19 protein-coding genes are annotated in these 18,584 nt (G+C 30.1%); 10 read left to right on the plus strand and 9 right to left on the minus strand.

Annotation, left to right across the window (positions count from 1 at the left end):
- The 4 genes from GQ540_RS10245 to GQ540_RS10260 form a co-directional block, all read right to left on the minus strand.
- Entirely contained in the window at nt 1-678 is a 678-nt protein-coding gene (locus tag GQ540_RS10245; RefSeq protein WP_291800688.1) for a DUF6796 family protein, read from the minus strand.
- Nucleotides 679-693: 15 nt separating this feature from the next.
- Nucleotides 694-1,311 (minus strand): LysE family transporter, encoded by a 618-nt coding sequence (locus tag GQ540_RS10250; RefSeq protein ID WP_291800690.1) that lies wholly within the window; start codon nt 1,309-1,311, stop codon nt 694-696.
- A 131-nt stretch (nt 1,312-1,442) separates the two neighbouring features.
- Entirely contained in the window at nt 1,443-2,780 is a 1,338-nt protein-coding gene (gdhA, locus tag GQ540_RS10255) for an NADP-specific glutamate dehydrogenase (RefSeq protein ID WP_291800692.1), read from the minus strand.
- 193 nt (nt 2,781-2,973) lie between these two features.
- Nucleotides 2,974-6,006 carry a PEP/pyruvate-binding domain-containing protein gene (locus GQ540_RS10260; RefSeq protein ID WP_291800694.1) on the minus strand — a complete coding sequence of 1,011 codons (3,033 nt, stop codon included), beginning with the start codon at nt 6,004-6,006 and terminating at the stop codon, nt 2,974-2,976.
- A gap of 222 nt (nt 6,007-6,228) precedes the next feature.
- Between GQ540_RS10260 and pheS the strand changes: the two genes are divergently transcribed.
- From pheS to GQ540_RS10275, 3 genes are read left to right on the plus strand one after another with little or no spacing between them, the layout of a single operon-like run.
- Complete coding sequence (gene pheS, locus GQ540_RS10265) at nt 6,229-7,248, plus strand: phenylalanine--tRNA ligase subunit alpha (protein WP_291800696.1); 1,020 nt, start codon at nt 6,229-6,231, stop codon at nt 7,246-7,248.
- A gap of 10 nt (nt 7,249-7,258) precedes the next feature.
- A complete protein-coding gene (locus GQ540_RS10270; RefSeq protein WP_291800699.1) occupies nt 7,259-7,660 on the plus strand; it encodes a hypothetical protein in 402 nt (133 codons plus the stop codon).
- Nucleotides 7,661-7,674: 14 nt separating this feature from the next.
- A complete protein-coding gene (locus GQ540_RS10275; protein WP_291800701.1) occupies nt 7,675-8,739 on the plus strand; it encodes a lactonase family protein in 1,065 nt (354 codons plus the stop codon).
- A 19-nt stretch (nt 8,740-8,758) separates the two neighbouring features.
- Here GQ540_RS10275 and rlmF read toward each other — a convergent pair whose 3' ends face one another.
- The gene (gene rlmF, locus GQ540_RS10280; protein WP_291800703.1) at nt 8,759-9,685 is read right to left on the minus strand and encodes a 23S rRNA (adenine(1618)-N(6))-methyltransferase RlmF; all 927 of its coding nucleotides are present in this window, start codon (nt 9,683-9,685) and stop codon (nt 8,759-8,761) included.
- Nucleotides 9,686-9,812: 127 nt separating this feature from the next.
- On the opposite strand from rlmF, the gene GQ540_RS10285 reads away from it, so the two are divergent.
- The 4 genes from GQ540_RS10285 to GQ540_RS10300 are packed head-to-tail and all read left to right on the plus strand — an operon-like array spanning nt 9,813 to nt 12,879.
- On the plus strand, nt 9,813-10,391 hold the full coding sequence (locus tag GQ540_RS10285; protein WP_291800705.1) for a TetR/AcrR family transcriptional regulator: 579 nt from the start codon (nt 9,813-9,815) through the stop codon (nt 10,389-10,391).
- A 3-nt stretch (nt 10,392-10,394) separates the two neighbouring features.
- Entirely contained in the window at nt 10,395-11,054 is a 660-nt protein-coding gene (locus GQ540_RS10290) for an NAD(P)H-binding protein (protein ID WP_291800707.1), read from the plus strand.
- Nucleotides 11,055-11,063: 9 nt separating this feature from the next.
- Entirely contained in the window at nt 11,064-11,696 is a 633-nt protein-coding gene (locus tag GQ540_RS10295) for a nitroreductase family protein (RefSeq protein ID WP_291800709.1), read from the plus strand.
- A 22-nt stretch (nt 11,697-11,718) separates the two neighbouring features.
- Nucleotides 11,719-12,879 carry an iron-containing alcohol dehydrogenase gene (locus tag GQ540_RS10300; protein ID WP_291800711.1) on the plus strand — a complete coding sequence of 387 codons (1,161 nt, stop codon included), beginning with the start codon at nt 11,719-11,721 and terminating at the stop codon, nt 12,877-12,879.
- 182 nt (nt 12,880-13,061) lie between these two features.
- On the opposite strand, the gene GQ540_RS10305 is transcribed toward GQ540_RS10300, so the two are convergent.
- Nucleotides 13,062-14,513, minus strand: coding sequence for an aminotransferase class V-fold PLP-dependent enzyme (locus GQ540_RS10305; RefSeq protein WP_291800713.1), 1,452 nt, complete (start codon nt 14,511-14,513; stop codon nt 13,062-13,064).
- 290 nt (nt 14,514-14,803) lie between these two features.
- Between GQ540_RS10305 and GQ540_RS10310 the strand changes: the two genes are divergently transcribed.
- Both GQ540_RS10310 and GQ540_RS10315 read left to right on the plus strand, forming a co-directional pair.
- The gene (locus tag GQ540_RS10310; protein ID WP_291800714.1) at nt 14,804-14,938 is read left to right on the plus strand and encodes a hypothetical protein; all 135 of its coding nucleotides are present in this window, start codon (nt 14,804-14,806) and stop codon (nt 14,936-14,938) included.
- Between the two features lie 44 nt (nt 14,939-14,982).
- On the plus strand, nt 14,983-15,117 hold the full coding sequence (locus GQ540_RS10315) for a hypothetical protein (protein ID WP_291800716.1): 135 nt from the start codon (nt 14,983-14,985) through the stop codon (nt 15,115-15,117).
- 10 nt (nt 15,118-15,127) lie between these two features.
- Here the strand turns inward: GQ540_RS10315 and rsmI are convergent, their stop codons facing one another.
- The 3 genes from rsmI to GQ540_RS10330 form a co-directional block, all read right to left on the minus strand.
- A complete protein-coding gene (gene rsmI / locus GQ540_RS10320) occupies nt 15,128-15,799 on the minus strand; it encodes a 16S rRNA (cytidine(1402)-2'-O)-methyltransferase (protein WP_291800718.1) in 672 nt (223 codons plus the stop codon).
- 1 nt (nt 15,800) lies between these two features.
- Nucleotides 15,801-16,160, minus strand: coding sequence for a cupin domain-containing protein (locus GQ540_RS10325; RefSeq protein ID WP_291800720.1), 360 nt, complete (start codon nt 16,158-16,160; stop codon nt 15,801-15,803).
- A gap of 84 nt (nt 16,161-16,244) precedes the next feature.
- Entirely contained in the window at nt 16,245-16,598 is a 354-nt protein-coding gene (locus GQ540_RS10330) for a DoxX family protein (RefSeq protein WP_291800722.1), read from the minus strand.
- Between the two features lie 136 nt (nt 16,599-16,734).
- Between GQ540_RS10330 and aspS the strand changes: the two genes are divergently transcribed.
- Nucleotides 16,735-18,483 (plus strand): aspartate--tRNA ligase, encoded by a 1,749-nt coding sequence (gene aspS / locus GQ540_RS10335; protein WP_291800724.1) that lies wholly within the window; start codon nt 16,735-16,737, stop codon nt 18,481-18,483.
- Nucleotides 18,484-18,584: the final 101 nt, after the last annotated feature.

Genomic DNA, 18,584 nt, shown 5'->3' on the forward strand with positions numbered 1-18,584 from the left:
TTATAAAGTTTTTTGTTTGGTTCTTATAATAATTAATGACAGTCCAAATACAATAAAGTGTACCACATTCATAGCAATTGGCCCAATAATAAAACCTATTGAAGGAGCAATAGTATAAATTACTAAAACGGATAATAAAATAACTATTGGGTTAAAAATGGCCATCCATTTTGGATATATAGTATTGCCTTTTAAAATTGGAATTACAAACAATACTGAAATAGCTGCAACCCATATTCGTAATGATTTTACTAAAATTTCAGCGTGGTTTTTGTAAACTTCTATTAACGATTGCAAAGCGGCATCATTTGGAAATTTAGCTATTGAATGTACTAAATATCCCAATTGTGCTCGTGAAGAAATCCACATACCACCAATCATAAAAGCAATAATACCTAAAGAGAAAATACCCATTGCAATTTTTGGGTTGTATTGTTTAAATACTAAATATAAATGATAGTAGCCTGCAATATAAAACGGTACAAAAGATACAGCAACAAAATGCCCAAGAGTTAACCGGCTTAAAGATACTTGATTAAAAAACTCAAAATTAATACCATCATAGCCAATCCCATTAGGCGAATAATGCAATAAAAATTCTCCAACTCCAACACCAATTGCACCAATAAACCCTAAAATTCCAAAAATATATAACTGTTTAATTGTTGATTTTTCCATTTCTTATGAGTTAGTTTAGACTATTTTTATGAAAGTAATTACAGCTAATACACATGTTAAAATACTTAATATTAAGTTTAAATTTTTAGCCAAGCCTTTAGATTTTAACTGAATTACTTTCGCGAAATTTGCGTACATATAAAGTAAGGCGAAAGTTCCTAATGCTGAACCAACCACAAAAATTAAAATATTTTGTTGAGAAAACTGTAACCATCCTGCAACATCTAATGCTGTTGTAACACCACAATAAAAAGGTATTGAAAACATATTTAATGCTGATAGTAATAAACCAACAACAAAACTGTTACCTGCTTTATCTTTTACAGCTTCAGTTGGCGCTTTATCTTTTTTAAATTGACGATAAAAATAAAATGACAATAGTGCAAAAATCACCATTGCTATTTTTTGAAGTGATTGTACAAAATCTGGATTTCCACGTAAAAACTTTGTAAATAAAATGGCTACATATGCTTGAAGAAATACAACAATTGAAACACCTATTGCAAATTTAATAGCATCAAATTTACTTTTATGTAAACTAATTTTTGCAGCGGTCATATTTAACATGCTAGGTGTTAAAGTACCTAAAAATGAAGTGGTGAATCCTAAAATGAAGTGAAAAACTAAAGTCATTGGTTGGTTAATTTTTTATTCAAAAGAATAAATGAATTAACACATAAGTCGTAATCTAGCTTAGATAATTACAATATAAATTTCATAAAAAAAAGGCTTGCAAATTTGCAAGCCTTTTAAAGATTTTTTTATTAAACAATACCTTGATCTAGCATTGCATCTGCAACTTTAATAAACCCAGCAATATTTGCTCCTTTTACATAATCTATATATCCATCATCTTGAGTTCCGTATTTAGAACAAGCCACGTGAATTGAGGACATTATTTGATGTAATTTAGCATCTACTTCTTCTTTTGTCCAGTTTAATTTCATAGCATTTTGAGACATTTCTAGTCCTGAAACACCTACACCTCCAGCATTTGCAGCTTTTCCGGGTGCAAATGGTAATTTATTTTTATGAAATAATTCAATAGCTTCAGGAGTACAACCCATATTAGAAACTTCAGCAATGTATCGTACACCATTTTTTATTAATAATGCAGCATCATCACCATTTAATTCATTTTGAATAGCACTAGGCATTGCAATATCACATTTCACTTCCCAAGGTTTTTTACCTGGTACAAATTTAGCTTCAGGAAATTCTTCAGCATAAGGAGAAACAATATCGTTATTAGATGCTCTAAGTGTTAATAAATAATCAATTTTATCTTCATCTAAACCAGCTTCATCATAAATATAGCCATCAGGCCCAGAAATAGAAACAACTTTACCACCAAGCTCAGTTACCTTTAAAGCAACACCCCAAGCAACATTTCCAAAACCAGAAACAGCAACAGTTTTTCCTTTAAACGTATCGTTTTTAGTATCTAACATTTCTTTTGTGAAATATACAGCTCCAAAACCTGTAGCTTCAGGTCTAATTAAACTTCCTCCCCAATTTAACCCTTTACCAGTGAAAACACCGGTATTTTCTCTTTGTAATTTTTTGTACATACCATACATAAAACCAATTTCTCTACCACCTGTTCCAATATCTCCTGCAGGAACATCAGTGCTTGGACCAATAAGATGCCATAATTCAAGCATTAAGGCTTGACAAAAGCGCATAATCTCTGCATCAGATTTTCCTTTTGGGTTAAAATCAGATCCACCTTTACCACCACCCATTGGTAATGTTGTTAGTGCGTTTTTAAAAATTTGTTCAAAACCTAAAAATTTCAAAATGCTTAAATTCACACTTGGATGTAAACGAATACCTCCTTTATATGGGCCAATAGCATTGTTAAATTGAACTCTATGTCCCAAATTAACTTGAACTTCACCTTCATCATCAACCCAAGAAATTCTAAACGTTAAAATACGGTCAGGCTCTACTAATCTTTCAATAATTTTTGCAGCTTCATACTGTGGGTTTTCATTATAAATACTTTCAATAGATTCTAATACTTCATGCACTGCTTGTAAATATTCTTGTTCACCCGGATGTTTAGTTTCTAGGTTATTTAATATATCTTTTACATTCATAATACTATAATTTATAAGTGTTTAAACTTTTTAAAAATTCTTTTACAAAATTACTGATATTAAAATCATTTTTTAATTAAAAAAATAGAATATTTTTGACTTCTGTAATTTATGTTGCTAAACTTTGATAAAAACAAATAAAAAGCATACTCAAACATCTAAAAATTATCAAATTTATAACAATGTTAATTTTTTACATAAAACCTTCAGGAGGTAATTCTTCCATAGAATCCTCTAAAGTTTCTCTGTTTTTTTCTAATTTATATCCTTTTTTAAATATTGCTGCTTTGTTACTTTTACCTTCAATTACTATGGTTATAGGTTCTTCAAAACAAATATGCCTTAAATACTCATCTTCACAACAAGCATCTTGTTTATTTAAATATTCTAAATCAAAAAAACCATCATTGATAAATGGGTTTATAGTTAAATACCCAACTTTGAATGATGTTAAGTTTTGAAAAAAGTGAGTTCCTTGACTTGGGTCAATTCTAAAATCGTTAAGCCCCGCTTCTACAATTATTTTTGCGGCTGATATTTGTGCCCAAATTACTGGAATTCCCAACCAAGGATCGCTAGATCCCCATCTACCTGGGCCTACTAATACATATTTTCTATCTAATTCAATAAATTTTTTATTCATTTTTTCTACGGCAGCAGCAATTTCTCTTGTATTAGCACTGTTAAATGTTTCGGGCTTTACATATACAAAATCGTAAATATCATCATATTTACCATTTCCTAATGCAGATTCAGAGTAAATAATAGTGTCTTCAGTATCAATATTTTCTGGAAGCTCGCTAGTTGCTTCATAACTTTCAATAATTGGTCTAATTTGTAAAAAGCTAAACTCCTTAGGTTGACCTGCGGGAACATCTAATTTTACAGCAAATTCAATTTCAATTGGGTTTCTCATTTCACGTTGACCAATACGTAATAAATCTTTTAAAATATCAGGCAATGGAAACGTATTGTATTTTAAAATATTATCAAAAGTAATTACTCTAATACCATCATGTAAAACACCTGGTTTTATAATGTTATTTTGTAAATCGTAGGTTGAAGCTACAAATTTTAGAGATCCATGTTTTTCAGCACGTCTTATTGAAATTTTCTTTTTATTGATAGATTCATTGGTTGAAGCCTTATAACTATCTGGGTTCACATCTAAACCGTAAATATGTTGTTGTGTTTCACGTTGTGTAGAATCTGGTGATGATAGTTGTAATATTTTTTTAGGATGCGCAGGTGAAAATCGTAAAGTTCTACCTCCACCAACAATTATTTCACCCAAACCTATTGCAATATTTGCAATTCCTTCATTTGGTAATTCATGACCAATTGGATAAAAATTTATTGATCTTGCAACTCCAGAAATATTCGGATAATAGACATCGTTGTATTGTTTTCCTACAACTTCTTGTAAAATCACACCCATTTTATCTTCTTCAATAGAATGAGAAGTCGCTTTTAAGTATGATTTACTATTATGAAAAAAGGCAGATGCCATCACCGACTTAATGGCATTGGAAGCCATTATTAGCATTCTTTCTTTTTCAGAACTTGGAATCATATATGTTGCAAAAACCCCTGCAAATGGCTGATAGTGAGAATCTTCTAAAACACTTGAAGACCTTATTGCAATTGGTGAATTGGTTATTTTAAGAAATGCTTCGATATCATTTAAAACCCATTGAGGTAAAGGTTTTGAAATAAATTTTTCTAAAATTTCATCATCATTATCGCAGTTAGCAACAAATTGTATTAATTCATGAATTTCCATAAATTCATCAAAAACATCAGTACTTAAAACAACGGTTCTTGGTATTGAAATTGTGACATCTTTATATTTATGAAAAAGTTTATGACGCTTTAAAAAAGAATCTATAAATGCTAAACCACGTCCTTTACCACCTAATGAGCCTTCTCCAATTCTTGAAAATCCTAAATATTCATCATATTTATCTTTATCAAATTTAGCAATAATACCCCTTGATCTAAATATTCTATATGCTTTAATTGCTTTAATTAAAAAACCACGTACATGTTCAGCATCTTCAAAATCTTCAAATTCAACTTTACTAAATAAATTGGCTAAAGGGAATAAAGCTCTAGATTTTAACCATTTAGAGTATTCGCTTCTTTTTGCGTGGTAAGAAATTGCTTCAGGAGTTACAAAGGTTAGTGCTTTTTGAAAGGTGTTTAAATCTTTCACTTTAGCTAAAACTTTCATTTGTTTTGGATCCCAAAATTCAAAAGCGCCAAAAGAAAAATATTTTGTAATGTATTTTTTTAATTCTTCACCTAAAGTTTCAGAATGTTTGTATAAAAACTTTCCTTTTAACTCTAATGCAATTTTTCCATTTTCATTGTCTGAAGATTGAATTAAAAATGGAAAATAACGCTCTAAACTTCTTACATATTTTAAAAATTCAAAACCCGCGTGTGGATCTCGTTTTCCTCCTTTAAAATAACTAACATCTGAAATAACTCCTAAAAGATTGTGCTGGTACTGTTCAAACAGTTCCATTCCTTCTTCGTAATTTGTAGCTAATAAGATTTTTGGACGACCTCGCATTAGCATCATTCCACGGTGTTCATTTAGTCCTTCAGACATAAATGAGTGCGTTTGCTTCAATATAATTTTATAAATAATTGGTAAATATCTTGAATAAAACCGCAATGAATCTTCCACTAACAAAATAGCTTTAACCCCAATTTTATTTATGTCTTTTTCAGCATTCATTCTGTCTTCAGTCAGTTTTATAATTGCTAAAAAAATATCAACATTGCCATTCCAATGAAAAACAAAATCTATAATTCCTGTATTTGCTCTTAATACTTTTTTTCTTAATTCAGATGAATAATGGCTAAGCGCTGCAATTGGAACATTTGGAAAATTTTCTTTTATTATTTTTGAAGTTTCAAAAGCTTTATAGTTTCCAATATCTAACCAAGTAATTACCAGGTCAATTTTATCTGAATTTAATTTTTTTACGGCACTTTTTGCAGAGTTTGCGTGCACAAAACTAGGAGGATATCTTAAGTTTAATGCAGTATATTCATTAAAAATTCGTTCATCAATCCTACCATCTTCTTCTAACATATAAAAATCGTAATTAGAACAAACTATGAGTACTTTGTTTATCCTATTCTGCATTAATTCATTAAAAGCAACATCTTCAAATTCGTATGCTTTTAAATCTGGTAAAGGATTTTTTATCATTTTAATGGCTTTATTTGTATATGCAAGATAAAATTTTAACCCTACATTTTAATGATTTTAGAAAGATAAATTAGAGAACCCAATAAAGGCAGTATTAAAAAGCCTAAAATAGAATTAACAACTCCTGTTTTTGAAATAAAAAGACTAGTAAAAGCTTTCAGTCACAAATTCTTTAATACAAAATAAAATTGTTTAAATTTGCAGCCTAATTTTATATACGAAATGTTAGATAAAGTAAAAGAACTGATTGGTGAAGTAACTGCATTTAATGCAACTACTACAAATGAAATTGAAACTTTTAGAATTAAATTCTTAGGTAAAAAAGGATTGTTAAATGATTTATTTGTTGAATTTAAAAATGTGGCTCCTGCAGAGAGAAAAGATTTTGGGCAAGCATTAAATACCTTAAAAAATTTAGCACTAAATAAAGTTACAGAACTTAAAGATATTTTAGAAAACTCAGCCGAGAAAAAAGGCTTTTACGGAGATTTAACTCGACCTTCTGAACCTATTGAATTAGGTTCTCGTCACCCAATATCATTGGTAAGAAATCAGATTATTGATGTGTTTTCACGTATTGGCTTTACAGTTTCAGAAGGGCCTGAAATTGAAGATGACTGGCATAATTTTACGGCTTTAAATTTACCTGAATATCATCCGGCACGTGATATGCAGGATACTTTCTTTATTGAAAAAAATCCAGATTTGTTACTGCGTACACACACCTCATCGGTACAAGTGCGTTATATGGAAAATCATAAACCACCAATTAGAACCATTTCTCCAGGGCGTGTTTTTAGAAATGAAGATATTTCAGCACGTGCACATTGTATTTTTCACCAAGTTGAAGGGTTATATATTGATACGGATGTTTCTTTTGCCGATTTAAAACAAACATTACTTTATTTTACCAAAGAAATGTTTGGGAAATCTAAAATACGCTTACGTCCATCTTATTTTCCATTTACAGAGCCAAGCGCAGAAGTAGACATTTATTGGGGTTTAGAAACAGAAACCGATTATAAAATTACAAAAGGGACTGGTTGGTTAGAAATTATGGGTTGTGGTATGGTTGACCCAAACGTACTTAAAAATGCAAATATTGATCCTGAAGTATACTCAGGTTATGCATTTGGAATGGGAATAGAACGTATTGCTATGCTATTGTATCAAATACCTGATATTAGAATGTTTTATGAAAACGATGTTCGATTTTTAGAGCAGTTTAAGTCGGTATTGTAACATACTGTTCATGAAAAAAGACATTCAAATTCCTGAAGTAACTAACGTTTATATAGCTATTGTTAAAGAGTTTAATAATGAATTTCAATGTGATGATTGGAACGCTTACATTATTAACAACAAAGAAGTTGCTATTGAAATGGTGATAATTGTTTCAAAAGGTTATGATGAAGATAAACTATTGGAAACTTCGGTAATGCGAAAAAAAATTGAAAAACTACCTGCAAAATCTTTCGCTAAAATTGAATTACTACAAGGTGAAGTTGTAAATATTACCAATTTTTTTAATGTTACTTTTTTTGAAGGAACTAAAATGTACGATAAAAAATATGTGTTTGAAAAAGGAACAATTAAAGAAAGTGCTTTGCGTACCATTCCTTTATTAAATAAACGAGGAATAGTCATAAAATAATAAACATTTTAGGTATGAAACAGTTATTTAACACCTTATTTTTAGTTGTTGGAATTACAACTTGTGCTCAAAACATTCCTCTTTATTTAGGAACCTATACAGATGAAAAAAGTGAAGGAATTTACTATTATAATTTTAATACAAAAACTGGTGAAATTAGCGATCAAAAACTAGTTGCTACATTAAACAATCCATCATTTTTATCTTATTCTTCAAACCGTAAATTTTTATATGCGGTAAGTGAAGTTAATAATTTTAGCAACACCAATAGTGGGTTTGTTAGTGCTTTTTCTGTAGTTAAAAATGGTGAACTTCAATTTATTAATAGTGTTAGTTCAAATGGCGCGCACCCTTGTCATATTGAAGTAAATTCAAAAAATGTCGCTATTTCAAATTACTCAGGTGGTACAATTTCAATTCATAAAATTGGAGGTAATGGAGAAATTAAACCAGCGAATCAAATACTTAATCATAATACCGTTAAGAAGAAATCTCATGCGCATTCTACGCAGTTTTTTAAAAATGATTTATTTGTTGCAGATTTAGGGCGTAATTTTTTAGCACATTATTCTAAAGAGGATAGTAATTTTGTTTTAAACGAGAATTATTTGATGGGTAAAAAATCAGGTCCTCGTCATTTTAAAATTACTAAAAACGGTAATTTTATTTATGTGATAAATGAATATTCTTCAACAATTTCAGTATTGAAAAATTCAAAACATCAATACAAAAAAATTCAAAATATAAGTACTTTAGATACGAATTTTAAAGACGAAAATTCGTGTGCTGATATTCACTTATCAAATGATGAAAACTATGTGTATGGCTCAAACAGAGGTGAAAATAGTATGGTGGTTTTTAAAAGAAATGCAATAAACGGTACTCTAAAAAAAATACAAACTATTAGTGTTGAAGGAGATTGGCCTCGTAATTTTACGATTGCACCCAACGGGCAATTTTTATTGGTAGCCAATCAAAAAAGTAAAAATATTAGCGTGTACAAAGTCGCTTCTAAAACAGGTAAATTAAGTTATTTACAAAGTGTACAAGTTCCAACACCTGTTTGTTTATTATTTTAAATAAAGCAACAATTATACTTTATAAAGTAGAATTCCACTCTTTTTGTTCTTCTTTTGAAAGAAATGTCCAGGCTACAATACGAGTTGCTTTATTACCTTGATGCATTGGAATTGTTTTAATTTCAGTTGCGCCCAATTTTTTCAAAGAACTTAACATGCTTTCAGCGTTTTCCTTTTTTGAAACAAGCGTACTATACCAAAAACACTGAGTTTTAAACATAGAGCTTTCATACAAATACGTATGAATAAATGCTTTTTCGCCTCCTTTATACCATAATTCTTGCTGTTTTCCACTAAAATTTCGAGATGTAGACATATTGTTATTTCCCAATCCTTCTAATTTTCGAGCATTGGCTTCCATAGCATCTTGTTGAGATCTGTAAAAAGGCGGATTACACATAGAAGCAGAAAATTTATCAGTTGCATTCAAAATACCATTAAAAATATTGGCTGAATCTTTTTGATGTTTTAGTTGAATAGCTTCTGTAAGCTTGTTCTTTTTTAAAATTATTTGAGCTCTATCCAACGATTTTTTATCAATATCTGTCCCAACAAATTTCCAATTATATTCAGCGTTTCCTAATAACGGATAAATACAGTTTGCACCAGTTCCAATATCTAAAATTGAAATAGGTTCTTTAATTTTTGAAGATTTCAACACATCAGCTAAATAATGAATATAATCAACTCTACCTGGAATAGGCGGACATAAATTATCATCAGGAAAATCCCAAAAAGAAATAGTATAAAATTTAAATAATAAAGCTGTATTTATTGCTTTTACCGCTTTTGGATTTGCAAAATCTATGGTTTCAGTACCGTATTTATTTACAAAAACAAACTCTTTTAAATCTGGATACGCTTCACATAGCTCATTAAAATCATAACCATTCTTATGTTTATTATTTGAATGTAATTGTTCGCTATTTTTTCCTTTAATTCTCATATTCTTCATTGTGCTACAAAAGTACTCTTTTTAAGTCTTAACATTAATTTATATTTTCAAAATGAATGAACGTTCGCTTTGTAAATTTTTTATTTATATTTACACTCTAAAATATTAATAAACTTAGATGGCTATTCGACAAAAATGTGATAAAAAACGTATTGATTTATTAGATGCAACGCTTCATTTGGTAAACAATCATGGGTTTCATGATGCACCAATGTCTAAAATAGCGAAAATGGCGGAAGTATCTCCAGCTACTATTTATATTTATTTTGAAAATAAACAAGATTTAATTAATCAATTGTATTTAGAAATGAAAAAGTTGTTTAGTGCTTTTGCATTTAAAAATTACTATGAAGAAAAATGTGTAAAAGAAAGTTTCAAGCAAATATGGTTTAACATTGCAAATTTTAAATTAGATAAAGTTGAAGAAGCTGTTTTTTTATCACAATGTGATAATACACCTATGATTGATGATGCTTTTAAACGTGAAGGTTTAAAGCATTTACAACCACTACTAGATTTATGGGAAAGAGGAAAACAAGAAGGTGTTATTAAACCCATTTCTCCCTATTTATTGTATGCATTTACCATTTATCCGTTAGCATTTTTAACAAATAAACAATATAAAAATAACTGTGAGTTAAATCAGGAAAAGCTAAATGAGGCATTTCAAGCTGCTTGGGATAGTATAAAATTATAAGTTATGGGAAAAACTGCTATTATATTGGGAGCATCAGGTTTAACGGGTTCTATTCTTTTACAAAAATTGGTGAATGATAATCGTTATAAAACGATCAAACTTTTTTCTAGAAAAAAAATAGATGGGTTGCCTTCAAAAGTGAATCAATATATGGGGGATTTATTTGAATTAGAAAGTTTTAAAGCTGAATTTACAGGCGATGAAGTGTATTGTTGTATTGGAACCACCGCCAAAAAAACACCTAAAAAAACTATTTATACAGCCATTGATTATGGAATTCCGGTTGCTGCAGCAAAACTTTCAAAAGAAAATGCAATACATACCTTTTTAGTTGTTTCTGCTCTTGGAGCAAATGCAACTAGTAGCATTTTTTACAATAAAACAAAAGGTGAAATGGAGCGTGATGTGCTTTCAAAAAAAATTAAAAAAACACACATTTTACAACCTTCAATTATTGCTGGAAACAGAAAAGAACAACGAATAGGAGAAAAAACAGGAATATTTATATTTAAATTACTTCAACCTTTATTCTTCGGGAAATTAAAAAAATACAGAATTACAGAAGCTGAACATATTGTGAAAGCTATGCTAAAATTAGCAAATTCAACTTCAACAGTACAAATTATAACTTCAGAAAAAATAAAAGAAATAGCAACTATATAAATTGAAAATATGGAATTATTAGATAAATTAAATTGGAGATACGCTGCAAAAGCAATGAACGGTAAAAAAGTAGCGCAAGAAAAAATTGACAACATTATTGAAGCGGCTCGTTTAGCACCAACATCAAGTGGTTTACAACCTTTTGAAATAATTGTAGTTAAAAATAAAGCTATTAAAGAAGCTATTAGACCTGTGGCTTGGAACCAATCTATGATTACAGACTGTTCTCATTTATTAGTATTTGCTGCTTGGGACACTTATACAGAAGAAAGAATAAATAAAATGTTTGACTTAACTAATGAGATTAGAGGATTTAAAAACGAAGGCTGGGAAAACTATCGTAAAATGTTATTAGTTGCGTACCCTCAAAAAGATGCTGAGGAAAACTTTAACCACGCTGCAAAACAAGCTTATATTGCTTTTTCAGCGGCTATTATTGCTGCCGCTTACGAAGGTGTAGACACAACTCCTATTGAAGGTTTTGACCCTGCTAAAGTTGACGAAATTTTAGGATTACGCGAAAAAGGTTTAAGAAGTTGTGTACTATTACCCATTGGTTATAGAGATGTTGATAGCGATTGGTTAGTGAACTTGAAAAAAGTTAGAAAAAGCACTGAAGATTTAGTAACTGTAATTGAATAATTATTATTAAAAAAATGCGATTATGAATAATTTCGATTTTAAAAATCCAACAAAAATACTTTTTGGAAAAAACCAAATAGAAAATCTTGCAACTGAAATTCCAGCAAATGCTAAAGTATTATTACTTTATGGAGGTGGAAGTATTAAAAATAATGGAGTTTATGAGCAAGTAAAAACAGCAATTTTAAATTTTGAAGTCCTTGAATTTGGTGGAATTCCTGCAAATCCAGAATATGCAGTTTTAATGGATGCGTTAAAGGTAATTAAAGAAGAGAAAATCACATTTTTACTAGCTGTTGGTGGAGGTTCTGTAATTGATGGAACTAAATTTTTATCATCTGCGGCATTATATAAAGGTGAAGATCCTTGGGAAATATTAACTAAAAACATTCCAACACAAAAAGGAATGCCTTTTGGAACAGTGCTTACACTTCCAGCAACGGGTTCTGAAATGAATTCCGGTTCAGTAATTACACGAAAAGAAACTAAAGAAAAATTAGTGATGGGCGGACCAGGTTTATTTCCCGTGTTTTCAATTTTAGATCCAGAAGTAGTTAAATCTATTCCGCAACGTCAAATTGCAAACGGACTTGCAGATGCTTTTACACACGTTTTAGAACAATATATGACGTATCCGGTTAATGGACTTTTACAAGATCGTTTTGCTGAAAGTATTTTACAAACCATTATTGAAGTAGCTCCAAAAATATTAAAAGATACTTCTGATTATAATGCTGCTGCTAATTTTATGTGGAGTTGTACTATGGCTTTAAATGGTTTAATTCAAAAAGGTGTGCCGTCCGATTGGGCAATTCATATGATGGGGCACGAACTAACTGCTTTATTTGGAATAGATCACGCTTGTACTTTGGCAATTATTACTGAAAGTCATTACACGTATAATTTAGAAAGCAAAAAAGAAAAATTAGCACAATACGCTGAACGCGTTTGGAATATTTCTGAAGGTACTAAAGAAGAAAAAGCAATTGCTGGAATAAAAAAAACAACTCAGTTTTTTCAATCATTAGGTATTAAGACGAAACTTTCTGAATATACAAAAGATTATAAAGGCACTGCTCAAATTATTTCAAAACGATTTACAGATCGTGGTTGGAAAGGTTTAGGAGAACACGGTAAAGTAACACCAGGTGATGTTGAAAAAATTGTGGAAATGAGTTATTAAAAAATTACTCTTAAATTGAAAGAGAGACCGTTTGAAAATAAAATTGTCATCAACCTGAACTTGTTTTAAGTTCTCATAACCATTGAAAATAATTTTGCTGAGATTCTAAAATAACACTTCGACAAAGCTCAGTGTGACATTATTCAGAATGATGGAATTTAATAAATTTTCAAACAGTCTTCTTAAAGAATTGAAAATGCTTCTTTAGTCTGCGTTAAACATTTTTGAATCATTTCAATAGCTGTATCAATAGTTGCTTTTTTAGTTCTAATAGAAAGTATAGCCATTCGTATTACAAACTTTCCATTTATTTTAGTTGTGCTAAAAAACACATCACCATTTTCATGGATAAACTCAACTAACTTTTTATTAAATGTGTTTTCATCAATTTTTGCTGAAGGATACCAAAAATAACTAATTGTTAAGTCTGGTTGAGGTCCTACTTTAAAGCCTATTTCAGTTAATTTATTTCTGAAATATTCAGTTAATAATATTTTTTCCTCAAAACTAGCAATAAAAGGTTTTAACCCGTGAATTTGTAACGGTAACCACATTCTTAACCCTCTAAAATGTTTTGTTAATTCAGGAGAAACATCTGAAGGATTTATTTGTAAATCTGCTGAAATTGCATCTTGCATATAATCTGCCGTGTAATGATGTGAATGAAAAACAGCTTCTTTATCTTTAATTAAAACAGCGCCTATTCCGTAAGGTAAAAATAATCCTTTATGTGGATCAACAACTAAAGAATCAGCTAATTCAATTCCTTTAAATAGTTGTTTTTTACTTTCCACCAACATAAAAAACCCACCATAAGCACCATCAATATGATACCATAAATTGTTTTCTTTCGCTATTTTTCCTATTGCTGATAACGGATCAATTGCGCCTGTGTCAGTTGTTCCAGCAGTAGCAATTACCATAAATGGATTCAGTCCATTTGCAATATCTTCTTCTATTTTATCTGTTAATTTACTCGTATCAATTTTAGATAATTCATCCAACTCTAAAATGCTAATTTTGAGATCTTCTAAGCCGATAATTCGAAGCGCTTTATGAATGCAATGATGTGCTTGCGGACTTAAATACAACACACTTTTGGGAATTTTTTCATTTTTAATTTTATGTTTATCACGTGCTGCTGTTAATGCAATAAGATTTGCTATTGAACCTCCAGAAGTTAGATTTCCAACGGCATCTTTTGGAAAACCAAAAATAGATTTCATCCAATTTAATGTTTCATTTTCAATAGCAACAGCACCAGGTGAAGCATAATACATTCCTGCATATTCATTAGTAACACTCGCTAAAAAATCGGCTAAAGCTGCTGTATAAATTCCACCGCCAGGCACATATCCTAAATGTTTTCCTGAGGCTGGTTTAATTCCTTTTGAAACAACTTCTGAATTATAAATAGCTAAAATTTCAGCCAAATCTTTTTTAATTGAATTAATAGTTAGTTTGTTAAAATCTGGATTTCCTTCAACATAAGCAGGATAATTTTCTAAATTTTCAATAAAATTGTTGGCAAATTCACGAACTTGTTGATTCAGTTTTTCTCTTTCTTTAAAAGAAGGGTTTAGTTGCTGAGAGATTTGTTGTAGTGCTTCTATTTGATTAATTAAATTATTCATAAGTAAAATAAACATCAAAGGTAATTTATTGTATTTAAAGGATAACATAAGTATTTAAAGAAGTACAAACCCTTAAAAAGGCTCATTAAAATATGAAATTATGCTATTATTGATTTGTTTTCTCTAAAAAATAAAATTTACAAAAATCTCACATTTCACATATTTATCTATATATCAGTAATTTACATTTTTAACATGTGTTAAATATTTCACAATATAGTACTTTGTTTTGCATAGTACTATATTTAAATATATATTTGTACTATCATTAACCAATTAAACTATTTATTATGAAAACTTTAAACAATATTATCGATTATTTAAGCACAACGGAAAACGATCAGTTAAAACACAAAGGAAGATTTATTAATTTCCATACCACAAAAAGAACAAGCTGGAACAGAAAAAGAAATTACGGATTTTAATCCTTGAATTAACCACATTAAACTAACTATTAAAACTATATATTATGAAAACTTTAGACAACATTATTGACATTTTAACTACACAAGAAAACGATCAGTTAAAACACAAAGGAAGGTTTATTAATTTCCATCATACAAAAAGAACAAGCTGGAATAATAAGAGAAATTACGGATTATAAAATTTAAGTATTATTTCTTTCCTCCTACTACAATAACAAATTCACCTTTGGTTGATTTTGTTGTGAAATGCTCAATAACTTCTAAAACAGTTCCTCTTACAGTTTCTTCGTATAATTTTGTCAATTCTCTTGAAACTGAAATAGCGCGACCTTCACCAAAATACTCTGAAAAATGAGTTAGTGTTTTTAATAATTTATGAGGCGATTCGTAAAAAATCATAGTGCGTGTTTCTTCGGCTAAAAAAGTTAATCGAGTTTGTCGTCCTTTTTTTACAGGTAAAAACCCTTCAAATACAAATTTATCATTTGGCAAACCACTATTCACAAGCGCTGGTACAAAAGCTGTTGCGCCAGGTAAACATTCAATTTCAACATTATTTTCTAAACAAGCACGCGTTAATAAAAACCCAGGATCGGAAATTGCAGGTGTACCAGCATCAGAAATTAAAGCGATGTTTTCACCATTTTTAATTCTCTGAACAATGTTGTTTACCGTTTTATGCTCATTGTGCATATGGTGGCTATGCATATGTGTAGAAATTTCAAAATGTTTTAATAATTTTCCACTTGTACGTGTATCTTCAGCTAAAATTAAATCAACTTCTTTTAAAATTCGAATTGCTCTAAGGGTAATATCTTCTAAATTTCCAATGGGAGTTGGCACTAAAAAAAGCTTTGCCATATTATATATTTTCGAATGTTTCAACGGTTAAATTACTCACCACATTTCCTGTGTGTTTAATAGCTAAAGGTTCAAATAGTAACACATGAACTTCTTCTTTTGCAATTGGTTTATGTTCAACACCTTTTGGAATAATAAAGATTTCACCTTCGTTTAATTCAACAGTTTTATCTCTAAATTCAATAATTAAACTTCCTTTTATTATAAAAAAAAGTTCGTCTTCATTTTCATGTGCATGCCAAATAAATTCACCTTTTATTTTTGCTAATAATAACTGTTGTCCGTTTAACTCTCCAATTTTTTTTGGAGTCCAATGTTTACTAAACAGCTTAAATTTTTCAGAAATATTAATTGGTTTCATTTTGCTAAAATACAAAGTTTTTAGCTAAAAAAATGGTATTAATGAAGTCTTCATTTTTTAAATCAACTGTAAAACATCAACAACTTAACGTCCCTTTTTTTTGCCTGTAACATAAGAAATAACCAATAATGTCATAAAAATAGTAGGGAATGGGTCAAATTCACCAATCATAACATGAGCAAAAAAAGCCAATACAAAATTGAAGAAAAAACCAGCATACGCCAATTCCTTTAACCGCGATTTTTTATAAAACAAAACAACTAGTGAGCCTGCTATTTTAGCAATAGCCAAGGGATAAATTAAATAGATTGGATAGTCGTAATTCTCAAAATACAATACTAATTTTTCATAATATACCATGTAAAAAATCCCCGTAAGAATAAGCAAACTAAACAGGCTTATAGTTGATATCCAATACAGGTATTTATTATAAATCATTGTACCGTTCTTTTAAAAATGGTATAAATCTTTTCTTCAAATTTAAAGTTTTATTGTGAATTTCAAAAAATACTTTTAATTCTATTTATCTAGCTACTATTTCATTAAATTTGCACTTTCTTATAAAAATAATACAATGTATAGAACACATTCAAACGGAGAATTACGATTAACAAGTGTAGGCCAGGAAGTTACTTTGGCTGGTTGGGTGCAAAAATCGCGGGATAAAGGGTTTATGATGTGGGTTGATTTACGTGACCGTTACGGAATTACGCAATTAATTTTTGACGAAGAGCGCACTCCAAAAGAAATGATGGAAAAAGCGAAAACTTTAGGGCGTGAATTTGTAATTCAAGTAAAAGGTGAAGTTATTGAGCGTGTTTCTAAAAATAAAAATATTGAAACTGGCGAAGTTGAGATATTAGTGAAAGAATTGACTGTTTTAAACAAATCTATTACACCTCCTTTTACAATTGAAGACGAAACCGATGGTGGTGATGAATTAAGAATGAAATATCGTTATTTAGATATTAGAAGAAACCCTGTAAAAGACAATTTAATTTTCCGTCATAAAGTAGCTATTGAGGTTCGTAAATATCTTTCAGACAAAGGGTTTATTGAAGTTGAAACACCTGTGTTAATTAAATCTACTCCTGAAGGTGCTCGTGATTTTGTGGTGCCAAGTAGAATGAACGAAGGTCAATTTTATGCATTACCACAGTCACCTCAAACTTTTAAGCAATTGTTAATGGTTGGTGGAATGGATAAGTATTTTCAAATTGTAAAATGCTTTAGAGATGAGGATTTACGTGCAGATAGACAACCAGAGTTTACACAAATTGATTGTGAAATGGCATTTGTTGAACAAGAAGATATTTTAAACAGGTTTGAAGGATTAACACGTCATTTATTAAAAGAAATTAATAATGTTGATGTTGCTGAATTTCCAAGAATGACGTATGATGAAGCCATGAAGAAGTACGGAAACGACAAACCAGATATTAGATTTGGAATGGAGTTTGGCGAATTGAATGAAGTTGCTCAACACAAAGAATTCGGTATTTTTAACAATGCTGAATTAGTTGTTGGTATTGCAGTTCCTGGAGGAAATAACTACACAAGAAAAGAAATAGACAAATTAATTACGTGGATAAAACGTCCACAAGTTGGCGCTTTAGGAATGGTTTATTCACGTTGTAATGATGATGGTTCTTTTAAATCATCAGTTGATAAATTTTATGATCAAGAAGATTTAGCAAAATGGGCTGAAGTTACCGGAGCACAAAAAGGAGATTTAGTTTGTGTTTTATCTGGTAATGCCGATAAAGTTAGAGCTCAACTAAGTGCTTTGCGTATGGAATTAGCTGAGCGTTTAGGGTTGCGTAAACCAAATGAGTTTGCACCATTATGGGTGGTTGATTTTCCATTGTTAGAATGGGACGAAGAAACTGAACGTTACCACGCAATGCATCACCCGTTTACTTCACCAAAACCTGAAGACATGGCAATGTTAGATACCAACCCAGGAAAAGTTAGAGCAAACGCTTATGACTTGGTATTAAACGGAAATGAAATTGGTGGTGGTTCTATTCGTATCCACGATAAAGCAACACAGGCTTTAATGTTTGATCATTTAGGGTTTACTCCTGAAGAAGCAAAAGAACAATTCGGATTTTTAATGAATGCGTTTGAATATGGAGCACCTCCACATGGTGGTTTGGCTTTTGGATTGGATAGATTGGTTGCTATTTTAGGTGGGCAAGAAACCATTCGTGATTTTATTGCATTCCCAAAAAATAATAGTGGTAGAGATGTTATGATAGATGCTCCTTCAAATATTGATAAAACGCAATTAAAAGAATTAAACTTAAAGTTAGATTTATAAAAATAACAATAGGCTGTATAAAAAGTTATAAAATTCGTCATTCTTGATAATGTCACACTGAGCTTGTCGAAGTGTTATTTTAGAATCTTATCATACTGGTT

Origin of the sequence: Lutibacter sp., from assembly GCF_013139515.1 — a bacterium.
Lineage (GTDB): Bacteria > Bacteroidota > Bacteroidia > Flavobacteriales > Flavobacteriaceae > Lutibacter.